This window comes from Piscinibacter gummiphilus (assembly GCF_032681285.1).
In the GTDB taxonomy this organism is placed as follows: Bacteria; Pseudomonadota; Gammaproteobacteria; order Burkholderiales; family Burkholderiaceae_C; genus Rhizobacter; species Rhizobacter gummiphilus_A.
Genome location: NZ_CP136336.1, coordinates 186,405 through 201,223 on the forward strand (window position 1 = coordinate 186,405; position 14,819 = coordinate 201,223).

General features: G+C 70.9%; 18 protein-coding genes. 6 read left to right on the top strand and 12 right to left on the bottom strand.

Going from position 1 to position 14,819, the window contains the following annotated elements; translation table 11 throughout:
- The first annotated feature begins 72 nt into the window (after positions 1–72).
- Entirely contained in the window at positions 73–915 is an 843-nt protein-coding gene (locus RXV79_RS00870; protein ID WP_316701417.1) for a helix-turn-helix transcriptional regulator, read from the top strand.
- Positions 906–2,645, top strand: a complete 1,740-nt coding sequence (locus RXV79_RS00875; protein WP_316701418.1) for a bifunctional helix-turn-helix transcriptional regulator/alpha/beta hydrolase — start codon at positions 906–908, stop codon at positions 2,643–2,645. The genes RXV79_RS00870 and RXV79_RS00875 overlap by 10 nt, the downstream gene beginning before the upstream one ends.
- Positions 2,646–2,688: 43 nt before the next feature.
- On the opposite strand, the gene RXV79_RS00880 is transcribed toward RXV79_RS00875, so the two are convergent.
- The 4 genes from RXV79_RS00880 to RXV79_RS00895 form a co-directional block, all read right to left on the bottom strand.
- Positions 2,689–3,153, bottom strand: coding sequence for a GyrI-like domain-containing protein (locus RXV79_RS00880; RefSeq protein WP_316701419.1), 465 nt, complete (start codon positions 3,151–3,153; stop codon positions 2,689–2,691).
- Between the two features lie 124 nt (positions 3,154–3,277).
- Positions 3,278–3,676, bottom strand: a complete 399-nt coding sequence (locus RXV79_RS00885) for a nuclear transport factor 2 family protein (RefSeq protein ID WP_316701420.1) — start codon at positions 3,674–3,676, stop codon at positions 3,278–3,280.
- Positions 3,673–3,879: a tautomerase family protein gene (locus tag RXV79_RS00890; RefSeq protein ID WP_316701421.1), complete on the bottom strand. Its 207-nt coding sequence runs from the start codon at positions 3,877–3,879 to the stop codon at positions 3,673–3,675. The genes RXV79_RS00885 and RXV79_RS00890 overlap by 4 nt, the downstream gene beginning before the upstream one ends.
- Before the next feature lie 11 nt (positions 3,880–3,890).
- Positions 3,891–4,445, bottom strand: a complete 555-nt coding sequence (locus RXV79_RS00895; RefSeq protein WP_316701422.1) for a flavodoxin family protein — start codon at positions 4,443–4,445, stop codon at positions 3,891–3,893.
- Between the two features lie 102 nt (positions 4,446–4,547).
- On the opposite strand from RXV79_RS00895, the gene RXV79_RS00900 reads away from it, so the two are divergent.
- On the top strand, positions 4,548–5,495 hold the full coding sequence (locus tag RXV79_RS00900) for a LysR family transcriptional regulator (protein ID WP_316701423.1): 948 nt from the start codon (positions 4,548–4,550) through the stop codon (positions 5,493–5,495).
- 15 nt (positions 5,496–5,510) lie between these two features.
- On the opposite strand, the gene RXV79_RS00905 is transcribed toward RXV79_RS00900, so the two are convergent.
- The 5 genes from RXV79_RS00905 to RXV79_RS00925 form a co-directional block, all read right to left on the bottom strand.
- A complete protein-coding gene (locus RXV79_RS00905) occupies positions 5,511–5,636 on the bottom strand; it encodes a hypothetical protein (RefSeq protein ID WP_316701424.1) in 126 nt (41 codons plus the stop codon).
- Between the two features lie 42 nt (positions 5,637–5,678).
- Complete coding sequence (locus RXV79_RS00910; RefSeq protein ID WP_316701425.1) at positions 5,679–6,548, bottom strand: alpha/beta fold hydrolase; 870 nt, start codon at positions 6,546–6,548, stop codon at positions 5,679–5,681.
- Positions 6,549–6,553: 5 nt separating this feature from the next.
- Positions 6,554–7,903, bottom strand: a complete 1,350-nt coding sequence (locus RXV79_RS00915) for a type II toxin-antitoxin system HipA family toxin (protein WP_413816717.1) — start codon at positions 7,901–7,903, stop codon at positions 6,554–6,556.
- Positions 7,897–8,166, bottom strand: a complete 270-nt coding sequence (locus RXV79_RS00920; RefSeq protein ID WP_316701428.1) for a helix-turn-helix domain-containing protein — start codon at positions 8,164–8,166, stop codon at positions 7,897–7,899. Before RXV79_RS00920 ends, RXV79_RS00915 begins: the two co-directional genes overlap by 7 nt.
- An 82-nt stretch (positions 8,167–8,248) precedes the next feature.
- The gene (locus tag RXV79_RS00925) at positions 8,249–9,418 is read right to left on the bottom strand and encodes an MFS transporter (RefSeq protein ID WP_316701430.1); all 1,170 of its coding nucleotides are present in this window, start codon (positions 9,416–9,418) and stop codon (positions 8,249–8,251) included.
- Between the two features lie 61 nt (positions 9,419–9,479).
- Here RXV79_RS00925 and RXV79_RS00930 point away from each other — a divergent pair, with 61 nt between their 5' ends.
- Positions 9,480–9,857, top strand: coding sequence for a hypothetical protein (locus RXV79_RS00930; RefSeq protein ID WP_316701432.1), 378 nt, complete (start codon positions 9,480–9,482; stop codon positions 9,855–9,857).
- Positions 9,858–9,880: 23 nt separating this feature from the next.
- On the opposite strand, the gene RXV79_RS00935 is transcribed toward RXV79_RS00930, so the two are convergent.
- Positions 9,881–11,209, bottom strand: a complete 1,329-nt coding sequence (locus RXV79_RS00935) for a histidine kinase dimerization/phospho-acceptor domain-containing protein (protein WP_316701434.1) — start codon at positions 11,207–11,209, stop codon at positions 9,881–9,883.
- Complete coding sequence (locus tag RXV79_RS00940; RefSeq protein ID WP_316701436.1) at positions 11,206–11,892, bottom strand: response regulator; 687 nt, start codon at positions 11,890–11,892, stop codon at positions 11,206–11,208. Before RXV79_RS00940 ends, RXV79_RS00935 begins: the two co-directional genes overlap by 4 nt.
- 65 nt (positions 11,893–11,957) lie before the next feature.
- Between RXV79_RS00940 and RXV79_RS00945 the strand changes: the two genes are divergently transcribed.
- Positions 11,958–12,623 carry a phosphatase PAP2 family protein gene (locus tag RXV79_RS00945; protein WP_316701438.1) on the top strand — a complete coding sequence of 222 codons (666 nt, stop codon included), beginning with the start codon at positions 11,958–11,960 and terminating at the stop codon, positions 12,621–12,623.
- Positions 12,620–14,275, top strand: a complete 1,656-nt coding sequence (locus tag RXV79_RS00950) for a phosphoethanolamine transferase (RefSeq protein ID WP_316701439.1) — start codon at positions 12,620–12,622, stop codon at positions 14,273–14,275. Before RXV79_RS00945 ends, RXV79_RS00950 begins: the two co-directional genes overlap by 4 nt.
- On the opposite strand, the gene RXV79_RS00955 is transcribed toward RXV79_RS00950, so the two are convergent.
- Positions 14,224–14,814, bottom strand: coding sequence for an HD domain-containing protein (locus RXV79_RS00955; RefSeq protein ID WP_316701441.1), 591 nt, complete (start codon positions 14,812–14,814; stop codon positions 14,224–14,226). The two genes, RXV79_RS00950 and RXV79_RS00955, sit on opposite strands and share 52 nt — an antisense overlap.
- Positions 14,815–14,819 lie beyond the last annotated feature (5 nt).

Consider the following 14,819-nt stretch of genomic DNA (forward strand, 5'->3'; position numbering starts at 1 on the left):
TGCGGCAGCAGGGCTCGGCGTTTGTAGGCAGGCCGCCCGTTCGGCTGAATACCGAAATCGGGTTAAGCCGCGATGCGTCTTGACACGCGCGTCGACCTGCACTGGCTTGGCCTGCTCGACCAGCTCTACGCCTTGGTCGAGACCCCGGGAGCCGAGGCCGCGCTCGCCGGCACGGTTGACGAATGGCCGGCGCCGTGGCGGCCGCTCATCGCGCGCTGGGCGGCGCGCATCGGCGCCCGTTCCATACAAATCGCATCGCCCTTCGGTGCCCGCATCGCGCCGCAATCGCCCGGTCACGAGCCGGGTCTTCTGTCGCACCGCCGCATCACCGGCCAGGTGATCTCGGCGCACAGCGCATCGCCCGAGGGCTTCACCGACGCGCAGGCACGCGAGTTCAAGGCCTTCTGCTCGCACCTTCACAGCGCATGGGCGTTGCGATCGACGCTCGATGCCGCGCAGGCCAGCCTGGCCGCGCTGCACGACGTGATCGATGCATTGCCGATGGGCCTCGTGGTGCTCGACGAGCGCGCCGAGGTGGTGATGACCAACCGCCAGGGCGACAAGTGGCTCGCGCGCCTGCGCGAGATCGACACGCCACCGCCGCTGCTCGCGCAGCTCCTGCAAAGCCAATACGGCCTGACCGACAAGGAACTGCCGCTCGCCTGGAACCTCGCCCAGGGCATGCCGCTCAAGCAATACGCGGCGCTCTCGGGGCGATCGATCGAGACGCCGAGGGCACAGCTCAAGGCGGTCTTCCGCAAGCTCGGTGTGTCCGATCAGAAAGGCGTCAGCTTCGTCCTCTTCGAGGCCTTGCATGCCGTCACGCTGCAGGCGATGGGTGCGGGCGTGGCCGCGTGGGTCGCCGAGCGCCAGCTGCCCACGCCCGAATCCGCCCCGCGACTGTCATGGCGATAGCCACCCCAGGCGGCCCGGTCGAGGCCCTGCTCGAAGCGATCTACCAGTCGGCGCTGCAGCCCGATCAGTCGGGGCGCCTGCATCACCAGCTGCTCTTCCACTTCCGCGAAGACCGCAGCCGCGACGACACGCCGCTCACGCGGGTGATCCTGAGCCACATCAAGCGTGCGCTGCGCCTGGGGGCCGCGCATTCGGCGATGCAACGCGAGCGGCAGCGCCTGATGGACGTGATCAACGCGGTGGCGCCGCCCATCGTGGTGATCGATGCACAGTGCCGCATCCTCGGCATCAACGCCGATGCCGAGGCGCTGGTGCGCGACGGCGGGCTTTTCGCGAGCGAAGCGGGGCGGCTGCAATGCCGGGAGCCGGGCGTGCTGGCCGGGCTCATGGCGCAGGCCGATCGCGAGGCGCACGCCTGCGCGCGGCTCGACAGCGGCCCGCCGGGCGGCCTGCTGGCTTACCTCTACAAGAACCAGGGGCCGCGTGACGGCGGCGTGGCGCCGTCCTACGCGCTGCTGCTGGTCGACCGCCAGCGCGGACTGGTCCGCTCGATCGCTGGCCTGGGCCAGCGGGTGGGGCTCACCGCGCGCGAGGTCGAGGTGATCGAACTCTCGATCCAGGGGCTCGAGCTCCCCGCGATCTGCGCACGCATCGGCATCACGCTCCACACCCTGCGACAGCACATCAAGAACATCTACGCCAAGACCGGCGTGCACCACCAGAACGCGCTCTTCGCGCTGGTGCTGCGCAACATCGTGCTCGAGCAGGCCGGCAGCAGCCACAACCCGGAGCTCCTGCCGCACATCACCGGTCTCGCCCACAGCCGCGTCCTGCGGCTTGCCGATGGCCGGGCGCTCAGCTACGCCGAGTACGGCGCGCCCGATGGCGTGCCGGTGCTGTACTTCCACGCGTTGAACGCGTCGCGTCTCGAGCTGCTGCTCCATGCCGACCGATTGCGCGAAGGCGGCGTGCGCCTGATCGCGTTAGACCGGCCTGGCTTCGGCCGCAGCTCGTTCGCCGAGCGGCGCGACTACCGCGAGTTCACGCCGGACGTGCGCGCGCTGCTCGACGAGCTACGGCTCGATTCGGTCCACCTGCTCAGCGCCTCGGCCGGCAGCGCGCATGCGATCCACACCGCGTGGGCGATGCCCGAACGCACACGCAGCCTGCAGTGCACGGCGGTGGTGCCGCCGATCGGTTTCATCCTCGCGTCCAAGTCTCCCTCGACGCTGAACGCCATGCTGAACAGCTTCTTCCGCGTGGTGCCCAGCCTGCTGCGGCCGGCGATGGAACTCGCCCTCTTCGGCGAGACGGCCGAGTCGCTGCTGACCTCGATGTCGACCGAGCGCGGCAGCAAGGCCTTCAGCTTGGCCGAGCCCGACGTGTCCTACATCCTGCACCCCGACCGCCTGCCGTACTTCGTCGCATCGATCATGGAGTCATTGCACCAGGGGCCGCGCGCCTGGGCGCTGGAAGGCCAGCTGCTCAACCATCCCTGGTCGATCGACCTCGCCGAAGTGCGCGTGCCGGTGCACCTGTGGCACGGCACGCACGACGGCCTGGTGCCGATCGACATGGTGGAAGGCTTTCGCCAGGCGCTGCCCGAGGCCGAGCTCACCGTGCTGGAAGGCGACACGCACCTGCTCGCCTTCCGCAACATCGATCGGCTGGTGAAGGCGATCCACGACGCCGAAAGAAGACCCCGCGCCCGCGCCAGCGCCGGGTCGTGATGGGGATGCTGCAGAGCGTCGAGCCGGACGCGCTCGCACGCCGTCAGCCCGCCTTGCGCTGCACCGGCAGGTAGATCTCGACGATCGACGCCGGGTCGTCGGGCTCGAAGGCCTCGTTGTAGCGCTCGAAGAGCGGCCCGGGCAACTGCACGTAGCCGGACGCGGGCAGCAGCTTCTCGAAGATCTCGCCGAAGCCCGCGCCCAGGCCGGCGAGCGGGTAGCGGAAGAAGGCGTAGTGCGCGTTGGGCAGCACCACGCTTTCCATGCCGGCGGGCGCGCGCTCGTTCGGCGGCACCGCCACGGCGGCCCAGTAGTCGAGGCGGCTCATGTCGGCGGGGTCGCTCTTCATCACGCCGTAGGTCACCTTCGGTTCGGTGCGGCGGCCGATCTCGTGCACGCGGCCCATGAAACGGGGCCACAGCGCGGGAATGTCGGGCGACATGGGTTTCGTCTGGAGGTGCAGGCCCATCACGGTGAGGGCGGGGCGTTCGACGATGTGCAGGGTCATGGTCAAGTCCTTCCGGGTTGCAGGGGGATCGGCGGCAGGCAGGGCCGCCCCTTGCACGACGAACGAGACCGGTCGGTTTCGACATGGGGTCAGGTTCGCCGCCAAGCCCGGGAAGGACAGTAGCTCACGGCCCCGTGGGTGCGGGCGGCGGCACGGTGTAGTGAAACACCTTGGCGACGATCTGCCAGCGGCCCTCGAGCTTCACGAGCGTGAGGAAGTCGGTGAAGTGCTTCGGCGGGACCGAGCATTCCACCGTCGCCAGGGCCGTCACCGGCCCGGCGAAGGTGATGCCCAGGATGCGGTCGGTGCGCGCATGGCCCTGGCTCGCGGGCGAGGGGCGCGCCTCGACGATCGGGAAATACCGCGCCATGTCGAGCGTGAGCAGCGTGCCGTCGGTCGCGCAGTGGTAGCGGGCATCCGGATGGAAGACGCGCCGCAGCCGCGCGGTGTCGCCGTGGTGCAGGCCGTCGAAGTACTCGCCCAGCACGGCGGTGACGTCGGCGAAGGCCTCGGCGCCGTTCATGGCGTTGGCCTCGCACGCCAGGCCGGCACGCTGAGGCCGGCAACGCCCCAGTTGTCGAGCTCCACCTCGTCGATCACCACGTAGGTGGTGGCCGGGTCCTTCTGCAACACACGCTGCAGCAGCGTGGTCACGCCGGCGATCAGCTCGGCCTTCTGCTCGCGCGTCACACCTTCGCGGGTGACCTTGATATTCACGTAGGGCATCGCTGGCTCCTTCAGTTGTAGCGGCGCACGAGGTCGGCCACACGCTCGCCGAAGGCGCGCGCGGTGGCCAGGTCGCCGGCCGCCAGCTCGTCCACGCCGGCATCGGCCGGGGTCGTTGCCATCAGGCCGGCGAACGACGCGAGGTAATTGATGTCGTCCCGCGTCGAGGCCTTGACGTTCGCCGGTGGCATGCCGGTGCTCGCCCACACCATGCCGTGCTGCTGCGAGAGCGTGAACATCGCATGCAGCGCTGCGAGCTTGTCGCCATTCAGCCCGGCGCTGTTGGTGAAGCCGGCGGCGAGCTTGTCCTTCCAGCCCTGCCGGGCCCAGACGCTGGAGCTGGCGTCCGCGAACTTCTTGAACTGCCAGCTCACGTTGCCCATGTAGGTGGGCGAGCCGAAGACGATGGCGCGCGATGCGGCCAGGCGCGCCCAGGCGTCGGGCGGCAGCTCGCCCTGCGCGTCGATGGCCAGCAGCGTGCCGCCGCTGCCCTGGGCCACGGCCTGGGCGAGCTTCTCGGTGTGGCCGTAGCCGCTGTGGAAGACGATGCTGATGGGGGATGACATGGTTCCTCGAAAGGCAGTGGATGAAGGCTTGCCAGCGTATTGATGCGAGTGCGATCGATAAACTGGCTGCCATGCACTTCATTCATTACATGAGGTAATCCGATGGCGCGAGAGACCTCGGGCGTGATGCTGGGCAGCATCGAACTCTTCTGTGCGGCGGCCGAGCTGGAAAGCTTCACCGCCGCCGCGGCGCAGGCGGGCATCACGCCTGCCGCCGTGAGCCGCGCGATTGGCCGGCTGGAGGAGCGGCTGGCGGTGCGGCTCTTCGTGCGCAGCACCCGCCGCATGCGCCTCACCGACGCGGGCCGCGCCTACCACGCGCAGTGCCGGCAGGCGCTGGCCCAGATCGTCGAGGCCGAGCGCGAGCTGACGGGTCGGCAGGCCGAGGCCGCGGGGTTGATCCGCGTCAGCGCACCCACGACCTTCGGCCACTCGGTGCTGCTGCCGCTGCTGCCGGCCTTCCGCAAGCGCTACCCGAAGGTGAGCGTCGAGGTGCAGGTGAGCAACCGCAATGTCGATTTCACCGAGGATCACTTCGACCTCGCGATCCGCGCCCGCACGCAGCCCGACTCGGGCCTGGTCGCGCGCCCGCTGATCGAGGCGGAGCTGGTGGTGGCCGGGGCGCCGTCGTACCTGCGCAGGGCCGGCAAGCCGAAATCACTGGCCGACCTGGCATCGCACGAGTGCATCCAGTTCCTGCTGCCGCGCACCGGGCAGAAGGTGCTGTGGGAGTTCCGCGACGAGGGGCGTGACCTGCAGATCGAGACGAGCGGCCACTACACGGTGACCGACGACGTGCTGGCCACGCTCACCCTCGCACGCGCCGGTGCCGGGCTCGTGCAGACACACCGCTTCCTGATGGCGCAGGACCTCGCCGACGGCACGCTGGTGGAAGTGCTGCAGCGCTTCGGCGGGCGCTCGCGGCCGTTCTCGGTGCTTTACGCCGGCAGCCGCCACATGCCGCTGCGCGTGCGCCTCTTCATCGACTTCCTGGTGGAGCAGTCGCAGCGCCTGCAGGCGGCGCCACGGCAGCGCTCGACGACATCCTGACCGCCGGCCGCGACGTCAGCGGTGGCGGCCTTCGAACACCCGGTCGGGCACGATGTTGGCGACGACCAGCCGGCCCTCTTCCTTCACCACGTAGACGGTGAAGGGGCGTGCGTTCGGTGCGTCCGCATACTGCATCCACATGTAGAACGCGAAGCCCTGCTGGCCCGACGCATCGGTGGTGCCTTAGCGCGCCGTGATCGCCCGCTCGATCCACACGACGAGGTGGCCGATCACCTCGTCGCGGTTGGTCTCGTTGAGCGTCTCGTGGCGGCCGCCGCCGAAGACGTGCGTCGACACGTCGGTGAGGCCGGCGGCGCGGTAGCGTGCGGCGAGCGGGTCGAACCAGTCGAGGTTGCGGTTGATCGGGTCGTGGTCGCCGGTGAAAAGGTAGAGCGGCAGGTCTTTGGGCAGCCGCGCGAGCTCTTCCGGTTGCGTGGTGCGCATGCACGCCGCGTACATGCTCTTGCGCGACTCGGGCGTGACCGCGAAGCCACACAACGGGTCGGCGATGTAGGCATCGACCTGTGCCGCGTCGCGGCTCAGCCAGTCGAAGGGCGTGCGTGGGTTGGCGATGCCCTCGTTGGCATCCTCCAGCCGCCAGGTGGGCGGTCGGCCTTGCACCAGCAGGTCGAGCGCCGCGGTGCCCGAGAGCGAAACCGCGCTCACGAGCGCGGCGTGGTCGAGCATGTAGAGCTGCGCGGCAAACGACCCCATGCTGTGGCCGAGCAGCACCACCGGGAGGGCCGGGTGCTGCCGGTGGATGTGACGCGTGAGGTGCGCCATGTCGTCGGCCACGGCCGCGAAGCCGCGCGGGCCGAAGTCGCCCAGCGTGCCGGCTGCCTGCGCCGCGGGGCCGTGCCCGCGATGGGCGTTGGCGTAGACGGCCAGGCCTCGCGCGTTGAGCGCCTGTGCCAGGGGCCGGTAGCGCAGCGGGTGCTCGGCCATGCCGTGGGCGATCTGCACCACGCCGCGTGGCGCCGTGGCGGCCGGCCAGTGCCAGGTCTCGATGCGGTGGTCGTCGGCCGAGGGCAGGAAGAAGGTGGTGTCGTCCATGGGGGTCATTGGTTGCTGCCGAAGGGGAGTTTTTCGAGCCCGGCCTCGAAGCGCGCGGCTTGCGCCCGCATGCCGCTGGAGATGGCCTGCCAGGTGCGGGGTGGGTAGTCGGCGGGCAGGTGGTGCTCCACCGCATCGAGTGCCGGGCCCACGCGCGCCACCTGCTCCAGCATGCGCGCCCACACCGGCGTGCCACCGGCCTGCATCGCCAGGGCGTGCCAGTGGCGCGGCTGCTGGCTGTGCAGCTGGTAGTGGACGTTTTTCGCCCGCAGCGCGAAGGCCAACTCGGCCTTGCGCCAGCGGAACTGGTTGGCCGCGTCGCCCATGTAGGGAAAGATCGACAGCACGTCGTACAGCGGTGTCATCACGTAGGCATCGCCGGGGTGCAGGAAGAGCGAGTAGTTCTTCGCGTGGCCGTCGGTGGCGGCCATCAGCCAGAACGCGAGCTGCGTGAGCGCGAAGCGGGCGCGGTCTTGCGGCTCGCGGCTGCCCGCCAGCAGGCGCAGGCAATCGGCGATGCCGGGGCCGCCGTCCTTCTCGTATTTGCGGCTGGGCGCCTGGCCGAGCGCCTGGCAGAAGTCTTCCTGTGGGAGGCGGGCGATCCACTCGTGGCCGCCGGCTTCCTGTTGCCAGGCGCGGTCGAAGCGGGTGACGGCGAGCACCTTCTGGTCTTCGAAGCGCCAGATCTCCGCGGGCGCCACCGGCAGGCCGAGGTGGTGCAGGACGAGCGCGCACAGCCACTCGTTTTCCACCGAGTCGCCGAGGTCGACACGGCGCGAGCCGCCCACCAGGCCGAGCGGCAGCTTCAGGATGTGCGTGGTGGGCGTGGCGCCGAGCGGGCGGTGCCAGCGGCCGTGGTGGCGCAGCAGGGCGGTCTTCTCCTGTGCGCCCGCCAGCGATATCCGAAAGGTCTCGTCGTCCTCGGCCTGGCCGAGCACCGCCTCGGACGGCACCGCGCGCAGCGTGGCGGCCACCTGCGCTTCGCTCAAGGCCTCGCTGTCGATGCGGTCCCAGCCAGTGGGGGGTGTGCCGTCGGGCAGCAGCTGCACCGCGCCCACGCAGTCGCGGCCGATGGCTTCGAGCAGGGCGAAGGCGTCGGCCGAGCCGGTCTTGAAGCGGCGTTGCAGCCGCTGGCGGATGCGCTCGTTGTCGGGCAGCAGGTTGTCGAAGTAGTTCTGCACCGCCGGGCCGCGCAGCTCGCGGCCCGGCGTGATCGGCAGCGAGAGCGACAGTGCCCGGCACCGGGGGGAGCGCAGCCAGGCTTCGTCGTAGGTGAAGCGGTGGGTGCCGCGCTCGACCGCCCAGCGCCCGACGAGTTCGCCATTCATCCACGCAGCGAGGTGCGAACTCACCAGCTGCCTCGTGGCGGCGTGCGGGGCGGCGTGGGCTCCGAAGGCATGGGGCCCGGGTCGCGGATCACGAGCGTGGCGCCCAGCACACCCAGCACCTGCATGACCTGCTGCAGGCTCACCGCGCCCGGGTTGGCCTCGATCTCGACCACGCGGGCCTGCGTGACGCCAATGGCTGCACCGAGCTGGGCCTGCGTCATGCCGCGCTGCTTGCGCAGGGCCTGCAGCTGCGGGCGCAACTGGTCGGCCAGTTTGAGGGGGTAGTCCATGAAAAGCACATTACAAGTCGAGGCTTGTAATGTCAAGAAACAAGCCAGGACTTGTAATGACGGAATACAAGCCCTGGCTTGTTCAGTGGCGGCCGGCGCGCGGGATCCAGTAGCCCAGCACCGCGGCGCCACTGAGCGCCAGGAGCCCCGTCATCGCCACGCCAGCCCCGAGCGTCAAGGCCACGGCCACGAACGACAGCAGCACCGGCCCGCAGGTGGAGCCCAGGTCGGCCATGAGGCGCCAGACGCCCAGAAAGTGCGCCCGCCGGCCGGGCGGCGAGTGGTCGGCGCCGAGCGTCATCACCAGGCCCGAGCCGATGCCGTTGCCGAAGCCGATGGCCATGGCGGCGATGAGCAGCGTCCATGGGCCCGTCGTGAACGGCATCAGCAGCAGGGCCGTGCCCATGACGAGCATCGACGGCACCGCGACCCAGCGCCGGCCTTTCAGGTCCATCACCTTGCCGGCCGGGTAGAACACCAGCATGTCGATGCCCCCGGCCAGGCCATAGATCAGCGAGGCGACCGACGGGGCGAGCCCGAGGTGGTCGGCCCAGAGCGGGATCACCGCCTGCCGGCTCGCGCGCACCGCGGCCACCAGCATCACGCCGATGCCGAGCGTGACGAAGACGTGGCGGTGCTCGCGCAGCGTCGAGGCGAACGAGAGCCGGGCGCCCGGCAGGGTGTGCGCTTCGAGGTCGGGAATGCGGGCGGCCACCGCGGCGGCGATGAGCAGCGCGACGACGCCCGCGCCATACGCACCGACGAAACCCCAGGCATGCACCGCCGCCGCCGAGACGAAGGGGCCGATGAAGAGCCCGATGCGCATCACGCCACCGAGCGTGGAGAGCGCCCGTGCCCGCCATTCGGGCGGCACCGCTTCGCTGAGGTAGCTCTGCCGCGCCAGGTTGAACACCGCCTGCGACATGCCCACCATGACGCAGCCCGCCGCGAAGACGCCGAGGTGCTGCGTCACCGCGCACAAGACCAGCCCGAGCGCCGCCCACAGCGCGGCCGCCACGATGGCCCGGCGCTCGCCGAAGCGCATGGTGAACACCGACGCAGGCAGGTTCGACACGAGCGAGCCGATGCCCATCAGCGCCACCATCAGGGCCGCCACCGAGACCGAGCCGCCGAGGTCGCGCGCGGTGAGCGGCAGGATGGGCAGGATCGCGCCTTCGCCGATGCCGAACAGCAACGACGGGCCGAACGCCGGAACGGCGATGCGGCGAAGCGGGTGGGGGGCGGGAGACATGGGAACGCGCCCATTCTCCGGCACCTAGAATCCCCACCCCACCTTCATAGACGCACACACCGTGGACCTCAAGCTGCCCATCACCATCACCGACGAGCTGACCGACGAGGTCATCCACTCGACCGGCATGCTCGACCTGGCCAGCGGCGAGATCCGCAGCGTCGACTACAAGGATTACGACGCCGACCGCCTGGGCCTGCCGGCCGAGCGCGAGGACTACGAGTTCACCTCCGGCGCGCTGTCCAACGGCAAGAAGGAAGTCGAGTTCGGCATCCAGGTGAACCTCGCCACCGGCCAGTACTCGGTGACGCCCAACGAGCTGCTCGAACTCAAGGGCCGGGCGGCCAAGCTCTTCACCCTCGCCCCCGGCGAGACGACCCGGCCCGAGGCGGCCGGCAAGAAGGCTGCCGCCCCGGCGGCAAAGCGCAAGCCGCGCTGAAGCTCCCCGTCTGAAGCCCCCCGTCAACGCGCGACCGAAAGCCGCCAGCAGGTGAGCCCCGGGTCGTCGCACGGCACCGCGTCGAGCGTGCCGCCGTGGATCGCGGCCACGCGTCGCACAAGCTGATGGCCGAGGCCGAGGCCGGCGCTGCGGCGTGAGGGCGGCGCGCCCGACGCTCGGCCGTTGTCGAGCACTTCCACCCCCGGGGGCTCGGCCGTCACCCGTACCTGCACCGCCGTGCCGCGCGGGGTGTGCAGGATCGCGTTGTCGATCAGGTTGCGCAGCGCGAGCTCCAGCAGCGCCGGGTGGCCGGTGACGGGGCAGGGCCCATCGGCGTCGAGCGACAGCTCGTGGTCGTGGTGGTCGGCGGCCTGCGCGCAGTCGGCGGTGACTCGCCGCGCCAGCTCGGCTAGGTCGACCGGCTGCGCCGCTTCGGCCAGCTCGGTGCGGCTCGCGCGGGCCAGCGCCAGCAGATCGGCGAGCACGTCGCCGGCACGGCGGGCGTCGTCGTCGAGTCGGCGCAGCACGTCGGCCTTTTCTTCGGCCGACAAGGGTTGCTGCAGGGACGCCGCGTGAAGCTGCAGCGAGGCGAGCGGCGTGCGCAGCTCGTGCGCGATCTCGCTGGCCAGCGCCCGCTCGCGCTCGAGCGCGGCGTTGTAGCGCTCGATCAGCGTGTTGATCGCATCGACCGTGGCCTTGAACTCGTCGTGCGGTGGGGCGTGCAGGCGCTTGTCGTGGTGGATGTCGAGTGCGAGCACCTGGCGGCCCAGGTCGTTCAGCGGGCGCAGGCCGCGCCGGATGGCGAGCACGAGCCCGATCGCCACCACCGGCAGCAGCCACAGGCCCGGCTCGGCCACCTGCTCGGCGATGTCTTCGGCCAGGTCGTCGCGCTCGGCCATGCTGAGCAGCACCATGATCTTGCGCTGATGCTCGGCGCCGCTCCAGCGCGAGAAGGCGCGCCAGGCCTGCCGCCTGGGGCCGAGCTGCAATGTCTCGAAGCCTTCCTGCGCGCTGAACGCCGGGGTGGGCGCGCTGCCGCTGCGCGTGACGACGCGGCCCTCGCCGTCCCACACCACGATGCTCAGCGACTGCTGGTAGTCGTGCGCCTTCAGCTCGGGGTGGCTGCCCATCGCCTGCCCTTCGGGCGTGGGCAGGAACTCGGGGTTGCGCTGGCGCAGCAGCAGCGTGGCCACGCTCGCGAGGTGGCCGTCGGTCAGCTCGTCGGCCTCGTGCTCGCCGGTGTTGTAGCCCACCACCACGAAGAAGAGCCACACCGCGCACAGCGCGGCCAGCGCCCAGGCCAGCAGGTGCTGGAGCAGGGAGCCTCGCTGCAGGGTCAACAGGCGCTTCATCGGTCTTCGTCGGTCGGCACGAAATAGCCCACGCCGCGCAGCGTGCGGATCACCCGCTCGCCGAGCTTGCGCCGCAGGTGGTGCACATGCACCTCGATCGCGTTGCTCTCCAGCGGCGTGTCGAAGTTGTAGAGGCTCGCCTCGATCTGCTGGCGCGAGAGCACGCGGGGGCGTGCTTCCATCAGCGTCATCAGCAGGTTGAACTCGCGCGCCGAGAGTTCCACCGGCTGCCCGGCGCGGCGCACGGTGCGGCTCGCCGGGTCGATCACGAGATCGCCCCAGGTGAGCAGCACCTGGGCGCGCCCGGTGGCGCGGCGGCGCAGGGCGCGCATGCGCGCGGCCAGCTCGGCGGGGCTGAAGGGCTTGGTGACGTAGTCGTCGGCGCCCATGTCGAGGCCGGCGATGCGCGAGGCCACTTCGTCGCGCGCGGTCATGATGAGCGTGGGCGTGGCCGGGTCGGGCAGGCCGCCGGGCGGTGCGGCGCGCAGCCGGCGCAGCACCTGGGTGCCGTCGCCGTCGGCCAGGCCGAGGTCGAGCAGCACCATCTCGAAGGGCTCGGCCGTCAGCGCCGCCCACGCCGCGGCCACGCTCGGCACGATGTCGGCCACCCAGCCCTCCTGCCGCAGCGCCAGGCCCAGGCCGTGGGCGATGCCCTCGTCGTCTTCGATCACCAGAACCCGCATGCGCCGGATTCTGCACTTTGCGTTTCGTTAAGCCGTACTTAAGCCGGCGGCGAGATGCTTCCGGCATGAGATCGACGCGTGCGGCCGTGTGGGGCCTGTTCCTGTTGCCTGTCCTGCTGCTGTGGGACCGGTCCGGCTTCGACCTTGCGCTGGCCCACCTGGCCGGCACGTCGCAGGGCTTTGCCTGGCGTGACGAATGGTGGCTCACCGCGGTCCTGCATGACGGTGCACGCCACGCGGCGTGGGCGCTCGTCGTGGCCTTGTGCCTGGCCGTGGTGTGGCCGGTGGGCGCTTTCGCGCGGCTGCCGTTCCGGCGCCGCCTGCAGGTGCCGGTGGTGGCCTTGATGGCGACCGCCGCAGTGGCGCTGCTCAAGGCGGGCAACGCCACCAGCTGCCCGTGGGACATGGCCGAGTTCGGCGGTGTGGCCCACCCGGTGTGGCACTGGCAGGGCTGGCTCGTGAGCGACGGCGGTGCGGGGCATTGCTTCCCGGCCGGCCACGCGACGACGGGCTTCGCCTGGGTCGGCGGTTGGTTCGCATGGCGCGAGACCTCGCCGGTGGTCGCCTCGCGCTGGTTGTGGGCCGCCCTTGCCACAGGCCTCGCGCTCGGGCTCGCGCAGCAATGGCGCGGCGCGCATTTCGCGAGCCACACGCTGTGGTCGGGCTGGATCTGCTGGATGCTCGCGAGCGTCTCCGACCGCTGGTTCGCCGCCGAGGAGGCCCGCGCATGACCCGCCACCTGCCTGTGCTGACGCGTTCGGCGCCAATTTCGCCACTGTGGGTGCTCGCCGCCTGCAGCCTGTGGATGGCCGGGCCGGGCAACTGGGTGCTGTGGCGCAAGCTCGCGCAACTCGGCCTGCTGCAAGGTCTCGGCGGTGCGGCGTTTGCCGTCGCACTCGGCGTGATGCTCGCTGCGGCGCTGGCCGCGCTCATGGCCTTGCTGGCCTGGCGCCTCACGCTCAAGCCCGCGGCCACGCTGCTGCTCGTGGCCACCGCGGCGGGCAGCCACTTCATGGGCAGCTACGGCGTGGTCATCGACCCCGGGATGATGCGCAACGTGATCGAGACCGACCTGCACGAAGCGCGGGCCCTGGTCGACGTGCGCCTGCTGCTCGCGCTCGGGCTGCTGGCTGGCTTGCCGGCCTGGTGGTTGTGGCGGCAGCCGATTGCGCCGCGCCGCTTCGGCCGGGCGCTGTGGCAGAACGCCGCCACGGTGGGGGCCGCGTTGCTCGTGCTGGTGGCCGCGGGGCTTGCGAGCTTCCAGCCGCTGGCCTCGTCGATGCGCAACCACAAGGATCTGCGCTACCTCTTCAACCCGCTCAACAGCGTCTACGCCGTGGCGCGCGAGGTGGGGCTGCCGCGGGCGAATGCGGCCACGCCGATCGAGCCGCTGGGCGCTGATGCGCAGGTGGCCTCGGCTGCTCCGGCCTCGCGCGCGCCGATCCTGGTGCTGGTGCTCGGTGAAACCGGCCGCAGCGGCAACTTCGGCCTGAACGGCTATGCGCGCGACACCACGCCCGAGCTGGCGCGCGAGTCGGTGGTCAGCTTCCGCAACGCCTGGGCCTGCGGCACCAGCACGGCGGTGTCGGTGCCCTGCATGTTCTCCGGGCTCGGGCGCGAGCAGTTCAAGCCCGATGCCGCGCAGCGTGCCGAGGGCCTGCTCGACGTCCTGCAGCACGCGGGCCTCGCGGTGCTCTGGCTCGACAACCAGTCGGGTTGCAAGGGCGTGTGCGACCGCGTGCCGCACGCGGCCACCTGCCCGCAAGGCGATTGCCTCGACGACGTGATGCTCGCCGGCCTCGACGAGCGCCTCGCCGCACTCGACCCGGCCCGCCGCGCCCGCGGCACGGTGATCGTGATGCACCAGATCGGCAGCCACGGCCCGGCCTACCACCTGCGCTCGGGGCCGGCGCAGAAGCGCTTCATGCCGGAGTGCACGGCGGCCTCGCTCACCGCGTGCAGCCGCGAGGCGATCGTCAACGCCTATGACAACTCCATCGCCGCCACCGACCACGCGCTCGCGCTGACCATCGGCTGGCTGAAGGCGCGCGGCGATGCGCCGACGGCGATGGTCTACGTGGCCGACCACGGCGAGTCGCTGGGCGAGAACAACCTCTTCCTGCACGGCATGCCCTACGCCATCGCACCCGAGGTGCAGAAGCGCGTGCCGTGGGTGACGTGGATGTCACCCGCCTGGCAGCGCGAGTCGGGCGTCGACCTGGCCTGCCTCGCGTCGCGCCGTGACGAGGCCGTCACGCACGACAGCTACTTCCACTCGGTGCTCGGCCTGATGGGCGTGCACACGCGCGTCTACCAGCGCACGCTCGATGCCTACGCGCCTTGCCGTGCCGAGGGGGTGGCCAGCGCGCGGGCGCCGGGCTGAAGCCCTGCCAGCAGCGCGAGGTAGTAGCCGAGCGGCGGCGTGGCCTGGTCGGGGGTCTTGGCGAGGTCGTCCCAGCGGCGCAGCCGCACCGCGTCCATCGCGAAGGGTGTGGATTCGAACTCCGCCGCCTCGCAAGCCGTCATCGGCCCGCCCTGCAGCGCGAGCGAATGCACCGAGGCCTCTGACAACCCGCGGAGGTAGGTGTCGTCGGTGGCCACCAGGTAGCGCTTGGCCGCCACGTGCAGGCGGATCGGCTCCAGCACCGCCGCGCCGAAGCAGCCGGCGAGGTAGGGCAGGGCGATGGCCTCGTGGCGGTCGTCTTCGCTGTCGCCTTCGACGGGGGTGAGGAAGTGGCCGATGTCGTGCAGCAGGGCGGCGGCGACGAGCGCGTCGTCGGCATGCGCCCACTCGGCCAGCTGCGCGCACTGCAAGGCATGCTGCAAGGCGGTGACCGACTCGCGCCGGCTGCCGTCATACAGCTGCTGCCCGTGCTGCGTGAAGAGGGCTTCGATCTCGTCGAGCCTGAGGGTGCGCGGCATGACGG